The sequence below is a fragment of the Limnospira platensis NIES-39 genome, assembly GCF_026000695.1.
Classification (GTDB): Bacteria; Cyanobacteriota; Cyanobacteriia; order Cyanobacteriales; family Microcoleaceae; genus Limnospira; species Limnospira platensis.
Window position 1 is genome coordinate 6,626,516 of record NZ_AP026945.1, and the last position, 16,771, is coordinate 6,643,286.

Sequence of the window (16,771 nt, forward strand, 5' to 3'; positions counted from 1 at the left end):
GATTAGTTCAGTGCATCCAATCAGGCTTCAACCCCGGACTAGATCCGCTGACCACGCTTTTAAACCCTTGGCAGTAGAGACAGGCAATGGCTTGTCTCCAACTTACTGTTTTTATGTCTGTTTTGAGAGTCTAACGGGCTCGCTTAAGCCCCGACAATACCATTATACATATTCCCATAGCCAATTTTCATTGGGCTATATCCAGCGGTCTATTGCGGGCAGTTTGCCCCGGATCACATCTTCTGGCATAGTTAGTTAACCAACTGTTGAGGCAAGTTACAGATGTCTTCTGCTTCCGATGATACCCCAGTTTCCGACAATATATCCCCGAAACCCCCCCTTTTAGCTTCTGATTTACTTATGGCATTGGCAACAGCCCCTGTAGTTGTGGCTTTCGCCGCCATTCATAATGTGCAAGAGTTGGTGTTGAGTTTGAGTGAGGGTAGCGAGGAAGTTTTCCGAGGCGATCGCCTACCCGTCCTACATTTTCCTAACCAAGTTGATAATTGACAGCCCAAAAACCTCCCTGGGATGTTGATTTTCCCCATAATTCCTAGCATAATAAGGGAGAATTGAAGAATAAGGGCTGATGGGTGGGGGAGATTTACCTAGGGGGAAAGCCGATTACCTGGGGACAGTATATCTGCAAGTATTTGTATTTCCCTAAAATGTCTCTCACTAATTTTAGCACAACTAGGGATAATTTAATTGATAAATTAGATACATTCATCGAAAATTTAAGAGTTGGATGATGGGAGTGTCAAGGGTAGATATTTTACCGAATGTCTACCGGGGAAGTATAATGACTAAGATATTCTTGCTAACTACGGAACAGGCCCTATGAGTTCACTGGTCCAATCCTCAGAACCAATCCCTAGCGCAGTAGTTTCATCTAATGCACCTGTACAAGCCTCTGACCTGTTGTTAAGGAATCGCCTAAAAATTGTCGAAGATTTATGGGAAAGTGTCCTACGTCAGGAGTGCGGAGAGCAATTAGTAGATTTACTTCTCCAAATGCGATCGATGACCTCACCAGAAGGACAAGCATCGCCGCATTTACAAGCCAATGTCTGGCAAATTATCAAAGATCTTGATATCAATGCAGCTATTCGAGCAGCGCGAGCATTTGCCTTGTATTTTCAACTGATCAACATAGTCGAGCAACATTATGAGCAGCGCGAGCAAGAGTTAGCCTATGCTCAGATCAAACACCAAGGACCCGCAGAGAGTCCCGCCGACAAGTCGAATCGCTCCATTTTTGAAACTCGTCATCAGCGCTTTTCCACAGCAGAAGAAGCACCAGTAGAGCTATTAAATCAAACTAGCCGACGCCAAGACGATCGCGATTTAGCCACATTCCATAACCTATTTCCGATGCTGCAACGGCTAAACGTCCCTTCCCAGGTGATTCAGCGCCTGCTAAATCAACTGGATATTAGGCTAGTGTTTACAGCTCACCCCACAGAAATTGTACGCCATACAATCCGCACCAAACAGAGGCGGATCGCCAAAATTCTCCAGCAACTAGACACAGTAGACGAAAGTTATGGCAAAGTAGACAATACAAATCCCGAAGCCACCGGGTTAGTAAAAACTTGGACAGGCGAACTACAAGAACAACTAACCGAAGAAATAAGGCTGTGGTGGCGTACTGATGAACTGCACCAATTTAAGCCCACAGTTTTGGATGAAGTCGAATATAGTTTGCACTATTTCCAGGAAATCTTATTTGATGTAATTCCGCAACTGTACCAAAGGATTAAACAAACCCTGCAACCCCATTTTCCCCACCTGAAACCACCCAACTACGATTTTTGTAAATTTGGGTCCTGGGTGGGAGCCGATCGCGATGGTAACCCGTCCGTCACCCCAGAAGTCACCTGGAAAACAGCCTGTTATCAACGGGGTCTGATTATAAACAAATACATTCAAGCCGTTGATCATCTAAATCAACTGTTAAGCCTATCTCTGCATTGGAGTGACGTTTTACCAGAATTACTCGAATCTCTAGATCGCGATCAGGTACAACTTCCCGAAGTTTATGATCAGGTAGCCATCCGCTATCGCCAAGAACCCTATAGGCTGAAATTATGCTACATCCTCAAGCGCCTAGAAAATACCCGCGATCGCAATCAGAGACTTTCGACCAGTAACGAAGTAGAAAGAGAACGCGAGCGCATTGTCACCAAAGAAAACGCCGGAAGTCTCTACCATTCAGGAGCCGCATTTCTGAAGGAATTAAAGCTAATTGAGCGGAACCTAATGGCCACAGGTATTCAATGCCGAGATTTAGAGAATCTCATCTGTCAAGTGGAAATTTACGGCTTCTATCTAGCGCGGATGGATATGCGCCAGGAATCGTCCGTCCATAGTACAGCCTTAAATGAAATTGTAGACTATCTGCAACTACTAGCGAGGCCCTACGATGACCTGACCGAAGCCGAGCGCACCCTGTGGCTAATCACAGAATTGCAAACCCGCCGCCCCCTAATTCCCGCCGAGTTACCCTTTTCCCCAAAAACCTGTGAAACCATTAACACTTTCCGGGTCATGCGAGAATTACAGCAGGAATTTGGTCAGGAAATTTGCCAAACCTATATTATCAGCATGAGTCATGATGTTAGTGACCTGCTAGAGGTGCTGTTGTTAGCCAAGGAAGCCGGACTGTATGACCCAGCCACAGGAATTGGTAATTTGCAGGTAGTACCCCTGTTTGAAACCGTAGAGGATCTTAAAAAAGCCCCCTCAGTCATGAAAGACTTGTTTGAGTTACCCCTATATCGGGCGATGCTTGCGGGTGGCTACCAGAAATATGAGCAGGTCAGCCAAGATGTGAACGCTTCTCTACAGGAGATTATGTTAGGTTACTCCGACAGTAATAAGGATTCGGGGTTCCTCAGTAGCAACTGGGAAATTCACAAAGCCCAGAAAGCCCTACAAACCTTGGCTGAATCTTACCATATCAGTATTCGCATCTTTCACGGTCGCGGTGGGTCTGTGGGACGCGGCGGCGGACCAGCTTACAAAGCCATTTTGGCTCAACCAGGTAAAAGTATTAATGGCCGCATTAAGATTACCGAACAGGGAGAGGTTCTCGCCTCCAAATATTCTCTGTCTCAACTGGCTCTGTATAATTTGGAGAGTGTAGCCACAGCGGTCATTCAAGCTAGTTTACTCCATACCGGGTTTGATGAAATTGAACCCTGGAATCAAATCATGGAAGAGTTATCTGTGCGATCGCGATCGTGTTATCGAGCTTTAATTTATGAACAGCCCGACTTAGTTGATTTCTTTGAGCAGGTAACACCCATTCAGGAAATTAGCCAATTGCAAATTAGCTCCCGACCCGCTCGCCGCCAAAGTGACAAGAAAAAAGATATTTCCGGTTTACGAGCTATTCCTTGGGTGTTTAGTTGGACTCAGAGCCGCTTTTTGCTACCCTCTTGGTATGGGGTCGGTACAGCCATAGAGCAGTTTATTCGAGAAGAACCCGAGGAAAATATCAAACTGCTCCGTTACTTTTACATCAAATGGCCGTTTTTCCGTACCACCATCTCTAAGGCGGAAATGACCCTAGCTAAAGTTGACCTAGAAATGGCTCATCACTATGTGCGGGAGTTGAGCCATCCTCAAGATCGCGATCGCTTTGAGGATCTATTTCAGCGTATAGCTAAAGAATTTAATCTGACCCGCCAAATGGTTCTGGAAATTACCGGACAGAAACAGTTACTAGATAATGATCCCGTACTTCAGCGCTCAGTGCGACTGCGTAATGGCACAATTATTCCTCTCGGTTTATTGCAGGTGTCTTTACTCCAGCGCCTGCGTCATCATGGAACTTCTGCTACTCCCGGAGTAATTCATTCGAGATATAGTAAAGGGGAATTGTTGCGCGGTGCCTTATTAACCATCAACGGTATCGCTGCTGGAATGCGTAACACAGGCTGATTATCTCCAGACCAGGGAGGGAGTTTGGGGGCGCGTTTCCTTAGACTTCCTTGCTACCACAGGAAAAACGTGCTATTGATTAGGGGTAATTTTCAGACGTTCCGGGGGCGAGTGCAGGGAGTTGACTGGTTTTTCCAATGGCATATCTAGCACCCGCCCCTACAGTTCACGCTATCGCAATTTATGTCTGTACAACTTGTACCTTTGCATATCCCTAGTGGTTGGGCAATTCTGCACAATTCTTTTGGTGATGTAGACCCAGTGATTGAACATGGCTACATTATCAATGGTGAGTTTTTTAATGAAAATTTGCTATCGGCTAAACCAATTGAGTTCAACGGAATAGACTGGGTGACGGTCGGTGACGGCTATCTATTGCAGTTGGGATGGTATCCTGAATATCGTCCAGAAGGCTGTTATCGCCTAACCGTCAGTCAAGGAAGTGATGATCAAAAAATTGTGGTTAAATACGAGTCTAAAGAACGGGAGGAAATTCGTCAGGTCCTACAGCGTTGTTTGGGTTGGGTTTCCCGTCATGTGGGTATAGATGAAATTGGTAGCCTACTAGAGATTGAAGGAAAACAAATTGATAAAAATCCGCTGGGTTTCCGGGGAGTCCGCAAAAAAATTGCGGGTATTTCCGGGGATAAACTCAATAGATTAACCTATAGCCAGGTGGGTTGGTGGTCGCCTGTTTACTATGAGGTTTGCAATATGGCTTATCTCGACCAAAAATCAAATCGGATAGACTATAATGGCTTTACACCAGAGAACAAGATGGCATAATAATGCTCACCAATAACTTACTTGATTGAGGAGATTTACACACTAATGGTCGTGTCTGAACAAAATCAACAAGCATCCACATCTACAGACGATCGCTTTTTTAACCTGCCCTTGTTCGATATCTTAATCGAGTTCTTTAATGAGGATGGTTGGGTTTATAAAGAAATAGAACATCGCCGAGTTGTGGCTTTGGGAATTGAGGGAAAAAATGGCCGTTTTGATTGCTATGCGATCGCCCGGGAGGAGGAAAAACAAATCACGGTTTACTCGATTTTTCCGGTGAAAGTACCAGACTATAAACGCCAAAATATCTCGGATTTTGTCACCAGAGCTAATTATGGCATGGTCATTGGTAATTTCGAGATGAATTTCTATGATGGGGAAATTCGCTACAAAACCAGTTTAGATGTAGCAGGCGATCGCCTAACTCCCGCTTTAATTAAGCATTTGATTTATACCAATGTTTCGACAATGGATAAATTTCTCCCTGGTATTATGTCGATTATTTACGGCAATATTTCACCAGAAGAAGCCATATCACGGTACTAATTGAGTGGGTCACTAGGGGCAACCGTCTCTGGTTGCCTACCTTTTTTCACCCCCCATAAACCTGACTAAACACTTGACAAAAAAGCAGATTTATGGTAGCATATCGGCTTAAAATCGTTGTTGCCAATCGTCACCAACCCGGATGGTAAAATCCGAATTAATCGCACCAGTAGAAGAAGCCCTAACTGTACCAAAACCGATATGTTCTTGCAACAGTTCAGCACTACCTAAATCTCCCCCCTGCACAATAATCTGAGTCGATCGCATAGTATAAGGCAACCCCGGCACAACATAAACATTATTAAAGCCTTGCTTAAACAAATAATCCGCGACTCGTTCGGCTGCTTGGGGGTTTCCAGAGGCATTTTGTACAGCAATTTTAATACGTTTAGACAATTCCTGATAACCCGATCGCTCCATAGGTCCAGGTAAGACAAACCCGGTAGAATCCACCCGAAAATATTGAGCCATAATGCGATCGCGTGCCGCGTCATCAACCACCCAATAACTCGTATATCCGCCCATGTCTCGCCCAGGTAACATCACCATTCGCACCTGTTGCGGTTCCAAATTCAACCCAAACTTAACCAGAGTCAGCATCTCCTCAAAATCCAAATTAGTATCAACATACTTCAACATCACCCGAATAATCTGAGGAATACGCCGCAATACATCAGGACTCTGTAAACGTTCTCGAATAGCCTCCATTAAAGCCTGTTGGCGTTGAATCCTGCCAATATCTCCATAAGCATCACTACGGAAGCGAGCAAAATGATCAGCCTGATCACCATCAATAGTTTGCCATCCCGGAGATAAATCAATCTCCAATTGTTGGGTATTATCCCGATAGGACATGGGATAGGGAACAAACACCTCCACCCCCCCCAACAAATTCACCAACTCCTTAAAAGCGCCCGTGCTAACCCGGACATAGCGGTTAATCTGCACCTTATTCAGAGTATCGGCTACCACCTCCGTAGCCAAGGAAGCGCCGCCCCAATAGTTAGCCTCATTAATCTTACCCACACCCATACCAGGGATAAAAACCTCGGTATCACGGGGAATTGATAGCAAATTCAGATGGCGATCGCTCGGATTAAAATTAACCAAGATCATGCTATCACTGCGACCCCCAAAAATTGCCCCATCTTCTTCCTGGTTGGGTAAGGGGGGATCTATCCCCATGACCAAAATATTCACAGGTCGCGACAGACGAAACCGAAAGCGATCGCGCCATAATGAATTGAGGACCATCGAGCTATTTTGTGGCTGTTCCGGTTTCAATGGAGACAGCAAAGCCGTTAGCGCCCCCAAAGTCGCGGAAGCGCTAGTAATGATCAGTGCAATAAAACTCAAAAATATTACCCGCAGGACTTTAGGTTGTCTTTGGTTGGTGGTCGGATAACTCATAAAAATCGCCAATATCCTTTAATCTTGAAAATGAAGTCAACTGAAGCTGAAAACTTTAAATCGCATGATACCCGTTATTCTCGCTGGTGGTAAAGGTGAGAGGTTCTGGCCTCTGAGTCGTCGTATCCGACCCAAACAATTTCTCAGTTTAGACGGTACTGGTCAAAGTTTATTACAAAGCACAGCAGAACGCTTGCTACCTTTGAGTAAAGGTGGTCCGGGTCTGTGGGTGATTACCTCCGCACTGCTGGAAAATGGAGTTCAGCAACAGTTACCCGATATCCCACCCGAAAATATTTTAGCCGAACCCCAAGGACGAGATACCGCCCCCGCCGTCGCCTGGACTGTGATTGAAGTGGTCCGTCGCTATGGGGAAGATGCCGTGATTGGCTTTTTCCCGGCTGATCATTGGATTGGAAAACCGGATATTTTCCAGGAGGCGATTAAATCAGCGGAAAATTTAGCTATCAGCCAGGATCTCATTGTCACCCTAGGGTTACAACCTCAATATCCGGCTACAGGTTACGGTTACATTGAACAGGGCGAAAAAATTGGCACTTTTGGCGATTTCACTGCTTATCAGGTAGCCCAGTTTACGGAAAAACCTGATCAAGAAAGGGCTGATCAATTTTTGGCTACTGGTCGCTTTAGTTGGAATGCGGGAATTTTTATATTTCGGGCTGGGGTAGTTCTTGAGGAATTACGCACCTATGCCCCCGATTTAATTGCCGCTCTGGAAGCTGAAGGAGCCCAGGCTTATGCTAACATTGAAAAAATCAGCATTGACTATGCACTGATGGAAAAAACCCAGAAAGCCTGTGTTTTACCAGTCTCTTTTGGCTGGGATGACCTGGGAGATTGGAATTCTTTAGAACGTCTTTTACCGAAACAAAATGGCAATGTGGCATTAGTCCGTCACTTGGGACTCGATACCCAAGATTGTATTATGTATGGAAGTGATGAAAATGAGGTGATTATTACTATTGGGGTTCAGGATTTGGTGGTGGTTCGCGATGGTAATGTGACTTTGATTGTTGATAAGAACCGCACCCAGGATATTAAAAAGGTCTTGCCTCAGTTGGAGGATGATCCTGATTTGAGAGAACTTTTATAGGGAGGGCTGACTACTTATCTGGTAGGGTGCATCTATGTTTGAGATGAGAAGGGATAAATCTTGAGCAGCCATTGCTATAAGGCGATCGCTTTGTTTGATACTATTAAGGTTGATTGTTGAAGTAAAACAGTTGGGAGCCAAAGAGCCAACATGAAAACACGAAAACTTGGGAAATCGGACATTGAAATCACCCCGATTATTTTAGGGACTTGGCAAGCTGATAAACGTTGGTGGAAAGGTATTGAAAAAGCGGACTTAATCAAGGCTATGCAGCAGGCGGTTGACCTGGGAATTACTACCATTGACACTGCGGAAATCTATGGTGATGGTATCTCGGAACAACTGATAGCTGAGGCGTTGTCAGATAGACGCGATCGCCTCATTTATGCCAGCAAAGTATTTGCGACCCATTTACAATATGACCAGGTAATTGAAGCGTGCGATCGCTCCTTAAAAAATCTGGAGACCGACTATATAGACCTGTATCAAATTCACTGGCCAACGGGTTCATTTAATACAGAAATTGTGCCTATTTCCGAAACAATGGCTGCCCTAAATTTGCTCAAACAACAGGGAAAAATTCGAGCCATTGGAGTCTCCAACTTCTCCAAAAATCAACTAGAAGAAGCCAGCCAATATGGTACTATAGATAGTATACAGCCTCCCTATTCCCTATTTTGGCGCGATGTGGAAAGGGAAACCATGGCTTATTGTGTAGAACAGAAAATCTCAATTCTCGCTTATTCTTCCCTAGCCCAGGGACTACTGACGGGAAAATTCGGAGTTAATCATCAATTTCATCCCGAAGATCATCGACTCAAAAATAAACTCATCCAAAACCCAGAACATTATAGCCGGGTTCAAGAAGCAATTAATCAGTTACGCCCCATAGCGGCAGACAAACACTGTACCATAGCACAATTAGCACTGGCATGGCTAATTTCTCAACCTCAAACTAACGCCATTGTGGGGGCTCGTAATAGCACCCAAGTTGAGCAAAATGTGAAAACCATAGATATTCAACTTTCCCAGGAAGAGGTTAGCCAAATAGACCAAATTGGGCGTATAGTTACGGATCATCTGGAAAATGAATACCCAATTTTATGGAAATTTTGACATGGCGATCGCCAAAGCAGTCGGAAAGGGGAAATTCTCAGGGTTTCAAGAGAGGAAATGGCAGTTAGTTAACTAACCTAAAACTTAGATGGTCACAGCCAAAAATATCCGTTCATTACGAGGCTAGATGAGCTATAAAATAGCAGCATCAATCGGAAATTAAGGCAACCGTTGAACCTAGGTAAATAGACAATAACTAAATTGTCGGATCAGTCTTGAGTCAATGAATTTTCCAATCAGCCAAAGCTGCATCTAGTTAAGAGAAGCCGCCATAGACTGAGATGATAAAATTTCGCGAGATTCTTGTCGGACCTGTCCACTCATAGCGGCTACTTGCAAGTTAGCAAAAGCATTGAGTTCAATAGCATCATATTGAGAATTTTGGAGAATGTACCGGAGTTGATTTTCAGCTTCCAAGGTTAAATAACCAGTGGCGATCGCTTGTTGGACTACATCTTGAATACACAGCATAGTGAAATTACGGAGTTGTGATTGGTTTAAACTATATTTAGTATCGCTGTTTGTCAAGATAAGGGCAGTGATTCTGATATAGTGTCACTTGTGATGTTCGGCTGATCAGCCTATGATCTAAGTCCACGCTTACCAGGTGAGCCAGATCACGGATATCCATAATTTTAGGCAATTGTAGGCCTAGTTGATGTACAGCGTGTAGTTTTCCCCAACCTCTTGCCTGCCTGGATCGCCATAATTTATGATGAGCCGAGGGATGATCTGATCAGTAATGGAGGGGAAATGATGGCAACAGACGACCTACAACAATATCTAAACAGTTTAGGCGATCGCTACCCTAAACTAGGGCAGGCATTAGAACAAGCAGCAAAAGCCCTAAAAGACTCAGGAACTCCCATAACGGATCAGTTACTGCAAGGGTTGATTAACTATAACCGTGATTTCGCCAATTTCCAACAAACACTACAAAACCGGGGACAAACCACCGCCCTAGCCGCTAGATCCCTGGTAGAGTTACAGCAGTTATACCAAAAAATAACCCCAGTCACAGATGAGGGAGCCATTCCTCAGCAGGTTTTATCCTTGCTAGAGCAAATTCTCGGGCTGACCCACAGCGAACAGAAAGACTTTGCACCCCTACAACAGGCCCACAAACAGGCGCAACAACTCAAACAGCAAATTTCCCAAATAGATCTCAAATCAGACCCACGGGTAAAAGCATTGCTCACCGGAGAGCATCCCCTCAATATTCTCCTAAACTTGGTGAATAGGGGAGACCAACTCAATGATGAACAGTGGGCAAAATCGGCAGAAATTCTCGAAAATGCCTTTGGGAAATCTTTGGGGGTAGCTATTTCCAGAGGAAAAATTGTCAGTCAGTCGGGGGGGTCAACAACCACTCAACCGCCATTGAATGTGACAGCAGTTGAACGTCCCACGGCTAACCCAGATATTATCATCTTAGAAGAACCTACCACCACTACAGCCCCCAGTGATGTGATTATTGTTCCCAGTGTGGAAATTAACCCGAAACCTCTGACTATTGATGGACAAAATATTGTGTTTGGCAATACTGCCATTGTCGGTCAGCCGACAGGGAAAGCGGAAGTTAAACCGGGAAGTGTGGGGTTGCGCGTGAGAGTGCATTTACAGGGGTTAGGCGATCGCGATTTTGGCGGCGGGGAATATGCTGGCACTAAGGGTCAAGGTCGCCGCTTGGAGGCTTTCCAAATGGCGATTAATCCTCCGGTTCCGGGTTTGGATATACAATACATGGCTCATATTGCTCAAGTTGGTGATAGTCCCACCGCCTCCAACGGTCAAATGGTGGGAGAACCCGGCACAAATCGCCAAATAGAAGGCTTTGCGATTAAGCTCGCTGGACCAGAAGCCCCGAAATATGATGTTTTCTATAATGCCCATATTCAAAATAAGGGAGATGTTCCCGTTTGTAGTAATGGTCAATATTGTGGTACTCGTGGGCAATCTTTACGAGTTGAGGGGATAAAAGTTTGGGTAGAACCCAAAAAATAATCCCCCTTGGTTAATCTCCCTCTAGGGCTACCAGTAAACATAATAATAGGGCTTCTGTCCACTCAACCACAGCCCCATAGGTGTCTCCGGTATGCCCGCCTAGGCGGTAGTTTAACCAGATTCCTGTCAGAATAGCGATCGCACTTCCCCCAAGGAGTAGACCCACCCCTACCAGCCAGCGATCGGGTTCTAACCAAATCTGTAAGCCACTCAACCCCGAAAGTAGCAAAACCCCGGGGAGTAAATCCAAGGGAGAATAGCTCAAATCTTTGTGAAATGCTCCCTTTCCTTCTGCTTTCAGATAAGGATAACGAGCGATCGCCACTAGCTGTCCCCAGCGTCCCCAAGCAGCCACCCCCATCAAAATTAACCAGCGTGTGCGGTCTAAATCAGCGAGGGCGGCGGTTTTTAGCAGTAAAATAGCTACGGCGGCGATCGCCCCAAAAGCCCCAGTTAAACTATCAGCCATCACCTCTAAGCGTCGCTTCTTGTCAGTCACCGCCAACCCATCAGCAGTATCCATCGCCCCATCTAAATGCAGTCCCCCGGTAATGGCAATCCAACCTACCACTACCAAAGCCGCCCGCGTTAATACCGGACAGCCCAACAACTGCAAACCTATGTCAGCCAGCCCTAACAATCCCCCAATCATTAACCCCATTACCGGCGCGAGTCTCGCAATTCCCCGAAACTCCAACGTCCAAGACGGAGGAATAGGTAAGCAGGTATAGAAAGCCACAGCAGCAGCTAAAGCCGCTCGTAGCTGTTCCATATACCTAATGAGCGATCGCCAGACTGTCTCAAAACCCATAAAACTTAAACTTAAATTTTGCCATAGCTCTATAATATTTCTTAGCTTATGCCACAATTGAGATGAAACCTGTTGGGGTCTAAACATATACTCTAATACCGCCCAGATAGTTCTCCTGGCTACGGAAAGTCAAAAGTCAAGAAATATCAAGAAAATCTGGTCAGATCAACTTTCACAGTCCTAGCTTTGCTACAATTGTGTATAAAGTTAGATCTCCAACACACCCAAGCTGAAATATAATCTCAGCCACCGGGTTATCGGTAGATTTCTGAGAAGAATGCAAGTGGCGAGACAATCTAAGTAGTACAATTACTCTGTTTTTCTCAAAACTTGCTTCGTTAAGCCTTACACGGTCAACGGTTCAGGGAAAAAATCTGTCATACCTAGGGTGCTAAATTGTCCTAAACTCTCTGCGTGAAACTGACCTTATAACTATCGGCTTAACTAGGTAAAGGTGCCAGGTGGCGGTTTTGGTTTAGGAGAAACTATAAAACTAGAGGCTTTTGCTCTATGAGTTACGATCAATTAAATTGCAGGGTGTCTGCTCCATGTATTATCGATACCGGAATCGTTGTTAACAAGCGCGATATGCAGAAGTTGCTGGTTGACCTCGGTAGGGTTCGCTATATACATATCCAAGACAGCCAGGTAAAAAGTCAAGGCGAAGGTCATATCCTGGAAGTGTTTGCGGATCAACAGCAGGCTACTCTCATTGCTAACCATGCTTTGTATTTGAATGTTTACAGTTTTGATTATCTCGAACTGAAACAATCCTCCGATAATGAAACCTATTTCGACTTAGTGCAAGATGGGCGATTACTGCGATTAGTTCCCCTGTCTAATCCTTTACAAGACCAGGCGACAAGGAATTTACAAGCCGCCGCCTTTGATGCGGTCATGGATCAAGTCCTATCAAATAACTGGGATACCCCCATTGATGATGATGATTGTCCCTTTTAATTGTCATCAATTGATATGATTTTCTCAGTTTTGTAGTTTAACTTCATGCCCGAATCATTTTCGTTTCAAATACAGGCTCGCTGCACTCAAACTCAAGCGAGGGCAGGGGTTTTTGTCACTCCCCATGGTATCGTGGAAACTCCCCGATTTATGCCAGTGGGAACCTTGGCTAATGTCAAAACTTTGACTCCGGCTCAACTCCTGGATACGGGCGCTCAGATGGTGCTATCCAATACTTATCATTTGCACCTACAACCAGGGGAAAAAATTGTGGCGGCGGCGGGGGGACTACATAAGTTTATGGGCTGGAATGGTCCGATATTAACGGATTCAGGAGGTTTTCAGGTTTTTAGTCTCAGTGAAATGCGGACGGTGACAGAAGCGGGGGTGCGGTTTCGATCGCCTCACGATGGAGCAATTATTGAATTGTCCCCAGAACGCTCCATTGAGATCCAAAATCAATTGGGGGCTGATGTGATTATGGCCTTTGATGAGTGCCCCCCTTATCCGGCTTCTAGGGAAGATGTGATCGCAGCCACCGATCGCACTGTTAGATGGCTAGAACGCTGCATAGCTGCTCATAACCGACCAGAGGCAGCCCTGTTTGGTATCGTACAAGGGGGAGTTTACCCAGATTTACGGGTGGCAGCAGCTAAAAAATTAGTAGAATTTGATTTGCCAGGTTATGCCATTGGCGGGGTGAGTGTCGGTGAACCTACCGATTTAATGGAAATGGTGGTTCGTGTCACTACCCCCATTTTGCCAGACCATAAGCCTAGATATTTGATGGGGATAGGAACTTACCGGGAAATGGCACAGGCGATCGCATCTGGTATAGATTTATTTGATTGTGTCATTCCTACCCGTTTGGCTCGTCATGGTGCGGCTTTGGTGGCCGGAGAACGCTGGAATTTGAAAAATGCCCAATTTCGAGAGGACTTTCGCCCCCTCGACCCCAGTTGTCCTTGTTACACTTGCCAAAATTTTAGCCGCGCCTATATTAGTCATCTGGTACGCGCTAAGGAACTTTTAGCCTATACTCTCCTGAGTATTCATAATGTTACTGAACTGATTAGGTTTACTACCCGTATCCGAGACGCGATTTTGAGCGATCGCATGACTGACGAGTTCGGACAATATTTGCAAGTTGATTGCTAACCATAGCCCGATCATCTCAGAAATTATCGCTTAAATGAGAATTGTCGCAAAGATTTGTTAAAATTCTGTAAGCCATATTTTTAGTAAGAGGTTAATTGATTCATGGAAGCAGCACTGCTATTGGCAAAACTGCCAGAAGCCTACTCGATTTTTAGCCCGGTTGTTGATATTTTGCCCGTTATTCCCGTCTTTTTCCTGCTGTTGGCTTTTGTGTGGCAAGCTGCTGTCGGTTTCCGATAAGCCCAAACCCGCTCAGGCTATCGGTCCTATAGTGGGTGTGTGGTGTGTGAAATCCCACAGCCTAGCGTGCCGATAGCCCCTTGGAATTCCATCAATGGGCATAAGCTAGAATATTAAGCGCCCACTTCATTTAACTTATGTCATGATGTTGCTAGGTTGAGGTGGTCTGGATCAGGATTTCAGAAATAAAGTTGTTATGCGTACTAATGCGATCGCCCTGTGCAAGTCTGTTGTTATATTGACAACTATAGTTTTAACTCAGGCAGTCCCCCCGTCTGTGGTAGCCCGGTCTTCTCCAGGGGTTGTTAGTCAAATAACCGCTAAAGAGTTTTTTGATCGCGGTGTCGCCCGTTACCAACGGGGAGATAAACAAGGGGCGATCGCTGATTTTACCCAAGCTATTCGCTTGAACCGTAACTATGCCCTCGCTTACTATAACCGGGGAGTGGTAAGGTTTAAGAGTGGCAATAACTTGACTGAGGCGATCGCTGATTTTACCCAAGCTATCCGCCTTAATCCTGAATATGTTGATGCCTACTATAATCGTGCCATTGCCCGTGTCAAAGTTCAACAATACTGGCCGGCTATTGATGATATTACCCAGGTGATCAGGCTCGACCCCTCTCATGATCGGGCTTTCTATCTGCGGGGATTAATTTATTCGGAAAATCTTAAAGATTATCAAACGGGGATTAATGATTTTACTGAAGCGATCCGCCTTAACCCCGGAAACCCAGCACCCTATTTTAAGCGCGGGAATGCTCGCTATCGCATTGGCGATCGTGAAAGGGCTATTGATGACTATAACAAAGCCATTGAGATCAACCCATCAGACCCGGAACCTTATTATAACCGAGCCATCAGTCGCTACCAAATTGGCGATCGCCAAGGCGCTATCTTTGACCTACAGAAGTCCGCAGACCTATATATGGATTTGGGTAATTTCGAGAAATACCAAAAGGCGATCGATACCTTAGAAAAATTTGAGAATTAATTCCCCTAGCGCGGACCTAGCAACACACCTTTACCGAATCTTTACAAACTTTCGGCAAATTTTACCAAAGTTTTATAGACTTGGTGTTATGTTTTGCCTAGAATGTGGGTAGACGGGTGTTAGATACTTAACCTTAGTGTCCGTCTGACTCCTGTACCACAGGACAGACATGGGGACTAAACAAAGAACTATCGCATCTATTATAGCATTTTTCCCGGTTTCCTGTCGTCATGGGCTGGGTTTAGGGACATATTTTAAGGATTTGATCAGACCTATCAGTTCTGATCAGTTTTGGTCGTGCCAGTCTCAAGGGTCAGTGTTCGCTGTGTTTGTTGGTAGGTAAAAATTAATTCTTGATGAGGATAGAGAAATTACCGTGATGAATTATGGGTTCACCCACTATCATCAGACGACCTTGGACGAGCAACTCCTGTACAACCACTTGCAAAAGTTGGTTGGGGTGTCGTCCCCACAGGAGATGCTTGCTTCTTTTCGTGGTCTGTTTTTGGGTGAACAGGAATATCAAGTCACGGAAGTTTGGCAAGCCTTGGAAAGAATTGTTGATTCCGAATCAGTCCGCGATCGCTTTCCGTTTATAATTAACCGCTGCTGCTATATTTTGGTGAACCAATGGCAGAAGCAGTCCCGTCTACAGTGGGCTATTCCAGAACTGATTGATATACTGCTCATACAACCGACTACTTTACCCTCTTCCTGGACCGCTCATCGTTTGCGTAGATTACTCTACAAATTTGTGCAAACTGACCAATATCAGGCACTACGTCGGCTCGCTAATGCTTTTCAAGATAGCACCAAACCCGAACCAGATTGTCAACCCAAGCTAGAAAATTTGATTGTTCGTTATCCCTATCTGTACGAACATTGTTTTTTGACCGATCATAGTGAAATTGATCAACGTCAGCAAATTCGGAAAATGCAGGAGGCGGCGGGACGGAAATTTGATCGCGACTTGTATCAATACATTAGCTATCAACAAAAAACCACCCTCCAGGAATTGGGGGTAAATCCTCCCCATAATCCTACCCTATTGAGCGATCGCCAACTTAGCCAAGCTATTGACCACTTTACCGGACAAGTAGATGGGGGATACACCTATAACGAGTCCTCTCGACTATTTCTGAAACAGAGTAGTAAAGCCGGTTCATATCATAGTTTTAAAGGGGATCTATATGAGTATTTAACTAGCTCTATGGATGGTAAATATGCTAACCGTTACTTTAAAAGGCGGCTGGAGCAAACCCTAAAAAATACCCTATCCCACAATGATTCTCATAGCGTCAACAGTAGTCTAGTTGCCGGAACCTGTAAAAGGCTATTAGATTTTTTGGTAGTTGAAAGTCCGCAAAAACCTCAGCATTTTGTCTTAATTGACCTCACCAATAACCTCGGTGTAACTAACGTCATGGGTTTAATGCTAAAAATTGTTCTGGTATGTCGGCAGACCAAACGAGAACTAGAAAAACGATTTGCTGTGTTATTTACCCATTATAGCAATTTTGAACGACCCCAAGTCGTTTGGCTGATTGAGTCCCTGGAAAATCTGAATATTGCTTTTAGCACTCATTTCGGAGCATCAGCTATGCGATCGCTCAAGATTTCCTAGACAGATTGGCGAGGGAGAAGGAATCATGATCAACCCTCTCCCCAACGAACAATATCG

The 16,771-nt window shown here is 44.9% G+C and carries 16 protein-coding genes; 12 read left to right on the forward strand and 4 right to left on the reverse strand.

What is annotated here, in order from left to right; all coding sequences use genetic code 11:
- Nucleotides 1-282 precede the first annotated feature (282 nt).
- From N39L_RS32370 to N39L_RS32385, 4 genes are all read left to right on the forward strand, one after another.
- Nucleotides 283-510 carry a hypothetical protein gene (locus tag N39L_RS32370; protein ID WP_006619282.1) on the forward strand — a complete coding sequence of 76 codons (228 nt, stop codon included), beginning with the start codon at nt 283-285 and terminating at the stop codon, nt 508-510.
- 330 nt (nt 511-840) lie between these two features.
- A complete protein-coding gene (gene ppc / locus N39L_RS32375; RefSeq protein WP_006619283.1) occupies nt 841-3,948 on the forward strand; it encodes a phosphoenolpyruvate carboxylase in 3,108 nt (1,035 codons plus the stop codon).
- Nucleotides 3,949-4,131: 183 nt separating this feature from the next.
- A complete protein-coding gene (locus N39L_RS32380) occupies nt 4,132-4,734 on the forward strand; it encodes a hypothetical protein (RefSeq protein ID WP_006619284.1) in 603 nt (200 codons plus the stop codon).
- A 45-nt stretch (nt 4,735-4,779) separates the two neighbouring features.
- Complete coding sequence (locus N39L_RS32385) at nt 4,780-5,283, forward strand: type III secretion system chaperone family protein (RefSeq protein WP_006619285.1); 504 nt, start codon at nt 4,780-4,782, stop codon at nt 5,281-5,283.
- 108 nt (nt 5,284-5,391) lie between these two features.
- Here N39L_RS32385 and N39L_RS32390 read toward each other — a convergent pair whose 3' ends face one another.
- Entirely contained in the window at nt 5,392-6,693 is a 1,302-nt protein-coding gene (locus N39L_RS32390) for an LCP family protein (protein ID WP_006619286.1), read from the reverse strand.
- 64 nt (nt 6,694-6,757) lie between these two features.
- Here N39L_RS32390 and N39L_RS32395 point away from each other — a divergent pair, with 64 nt between their 5' ends.
- Nucleotides 6,758-7,807: a mannose-1-phosphate guanylyltransferase gene (locus tag N39L_RS32395; RefSeq protein ID WP_006619287.1), complete on the forward strand. Its 1,050-nt coding sequence runs from the start codon at nt 6,758-6,760 to the stop codon at nt 7,805-7,807.
- Here the strand turns inward: N39L_RS32395 and N39L_RS32400 are convergent.
- Nucleotides 7,802-7,948 carry a hypothetical protein gene (locus tag N39L_RS32400; RefSeq protein ID WP_158307580.1) on the reverse strand — a complete coding sequence of 49 codons (147 nt, stop codon included), beginning with the start codon at nt 7,946-7,948 and terminating at the stop codon, nt 7,802-7,804. The two genes, N39L_RS32395 and N39L_RS32400, sit on opposite strands and share 6 nt — an antisense overlap.
- Before the next feature lie 9 nt (nt 7,949-7,957).
- Between N39L_RS32400 and N39L_RS32405 the strand changes: the two genes are divergently transcribed.
- The gene (locus N39L_RS32405) at nt 7,958-8,923 is read left to right on the forward strand and encodes an aldo/keto reductase (protein WP_006619288.1); all 966 of its coding nucleotides are present in this window, start codon (nt 7,958-7,960) and stop codon (nt 8,921-8,923) included.
- A gap of 252 nt (nt 8,924-9,175) precedes the next feature.
- Here N39L_RS32405 and N39L_RS32410 read toward each other — a convergent pair whose 3' ends face one another.
- On the reverse strand, nt 9,176-9,394 hold the full coding sequence (locus tag N39L_RS32410) for a hypothetical protein (protein ID WP_006619289.1): 219 nt from the start codon (nt 9,392-9,394) through the stop codon (nt 9,176-9,178).
- A 285-nt stretch (nt 9,395-9,679) separates the two neighbouring features.
- Between N39L_RS32410 and N39L_RS32415 the strand changes: the two genes are divergently transcribed.
- Complete coding sequence (locus N39L_RS32415) at nt 9,680-10,927, forward strand: hydrogenase (RefSeq protein ID WP_231852053.1); 1,248 nt, start codon at nt 9,680-9,682, stop codon at nt 10,925-10,927.
- A 10-nt stretch (nt 10,928-10,937) separates the two neighbouring features.
- On the opposite strand, the gene cobS is transcribed toward N39L_RS32415, so the two are convergent.
- Nucleotides 10,938-11,738, reverse strand: coding sequence for an adenosylcobinamide-GDP ribazoletransferase (gene cobS / locus N39L_RS32420; protein ID WP_035737339.1), 801 nt, complete (start codon nt 11,736-11,738; stop codon nt 10,938-10,940).
- A gap of 510 nt (nt 11,739-12,248) precedes the next feature.
- Between cobS and N39L_RS32425 the strand changes: the two genes are divergently transcribed.
- From N39L_RS32425 to N39L_RS32445, 5 genes are all read left to right on the forward strand, one after another.
- Nucleotides 12,249-12,698 (forward strand): hypothetical protein, encoded by a 450-nt coding sequence (locus N39L_RS32425; protein WP_006617290.1) that lies wholly within the window; start codon nt 12,249-12,251, stop codon nt 12,696-12,698.
- Nucleotides 12,699-12,743: 45 nt separating this feature from the next.
- A complete protein-coding gene (gene tgt / locus N39L_RS32430) occupies nt 12,744-13,856 on the forward strand; it encodes a tRNA guanosine(34) transglycosylase Tgt (protein ID WP_014277499.1) in 1,113 nt (370 codons plus the stop codon).
- A gap of 102 nt (nt 13,857-13,958) precedes the next feature.
- A complete protein-coding gene (locus tag N39L_RS32435; protein ID WP_006617292.1) occupies nt 13,959-14,096 on the forward strand; it encodes a photosystem II reaction center protein K in 138 nt (45 codons plus the stop codon).
- A gap of 196 nt (nt 14,097-14,292) precedes the next feature.
- On the forward strand, nt 14,293-15,090 hold the full coding sequence (locus N39L_RS32440; protein WP_014277500.1) for a tetratricopeptide repeat protein: 798 nt from the start codon (nt 14,293-14,295) through the stop codon (nt 15,088-15,090).
- Nucleotides 15,091-15,568: 478 nt separating this feature from the next.
- Nucleotides 15,569-16,714 carry a Sll1247 family protein gene (locus N39L_RS32445; RefSeq protein WP_231852054.1) on the forward strand — a complete coding sequence of 382 codons (1,146 nt, stop codon included), beginning with the start codon at nt 15,569-15,571 and terminating at the stop codon, nt 16,712-16,714.
- Nucleotides 16,715-16,771: the final 57 nt, after the last annotated feature.

Excerpts from the sequence above, each read along its gene's own strand:
- N39L_RS32445 (WP_231852054.1), top strand. The coding sequence starts at position 15,569 with ATGCTTGCTTCTTTTCGTGGTCTGTTTTTGGGTGAACAGGAATATCAA.
- N39L_RS32405 (WP_006619288.1), top strand. The coding sequence starts at position 7,958 with ATGAAAACACGAAAACTTGGGAAATCGGACATTGAAATCACCCCGATT.
- N39L_RS32425 (WP_006617290.1), top strand. The coding sequence starts at position 12,249 with ATGAGTTACGATCAATTAAATTGCAGGGTGTCTGCTCCATGTATTATC.
- N39L_RS32385 (WP_006619285.1), top strand. The coding sequence starts at position 4,780 with ATGGTCGTGTCTGAACAAAATCAACAAGCATCCACATCTACAGACGAT.
- N39L_RS32395 (WP_006619287.1), top strand. The coding sequence starts at position 6,758 with ATGATACCCGTTATTCTCGCTGGTGGTAAAGGTGAGAGGTTCTGGCCT.
- N39L_RS32380 (WP_006619284.1), top strand. The coding sequence starts at position 4,132 with ATGTCTGTACAACTTGTACCTTTGCATATCCCTAGTGGTTGGGCAATT.
- N39L_RS32370 (WP_006619282.1), top strand. The coding sequence starts at position 283 with ATGTCTTCTGCTTCCGATGATACCCCAGTTTCCGACAATATATCCCCG.
- tgt (WP_014277499.1), top strand. The coding sequence starts at position 12,744 with ATGCCCGAATCATTTTCGTTTCAAATACAGGCTCGCTGCACTCAAACT.
- N39L_RS32410 (WP_006619289.1), bottom strand. The coding sequence starts at position 9,394 with ATGCTGTGTATTCAAGATGTAGTCCAACAAGCGATCGCCACTGGTTAT.
- N39L_RS32435 (WP_006617292.1), top strand. The coding sequence starts at position 13,959 with ATGGAAGCAGCACTGCTATTGGCAAAACTGCCAGAAGCCTACTCGATT.
- ppc (WP_006619283.1), top strand. The coding sequence starts at position 841 with ATGAGTTCACTGGTCCAATCCTCAGAACCAATCCCTAGCGCAGTAGTT.
- N39L_RS32440 (WP_014277500.1), top strand. The coding sequence starts at position 14,293 with ATGCGTACTAATGCGATCGCCCTGTGCAAGTCTGTTGTTATATTGACA.
- cobS (WP_035737339.1), bottom strand. The coding sequence starts at position 11,738 with ATGGGTTTTGAGACAGTCTGGCGATCGCTCATTAGGTATATGGAACAG.
- N39L_RS32390 (WP_006619286.1), bottom strand. The coding sequence starts at position 6,693 with ATGAGTTATCCGACCACCAACCAAAGACAACCTAAAGTCCTGCGGGTA.
- N39L_RS32415 (WP_231852053.1), top strand. The coding sequence starts at position 9,680 with ATGGCAACAGACGACCTACAACAATATCTAAACAGTTTAGGCGATCGC.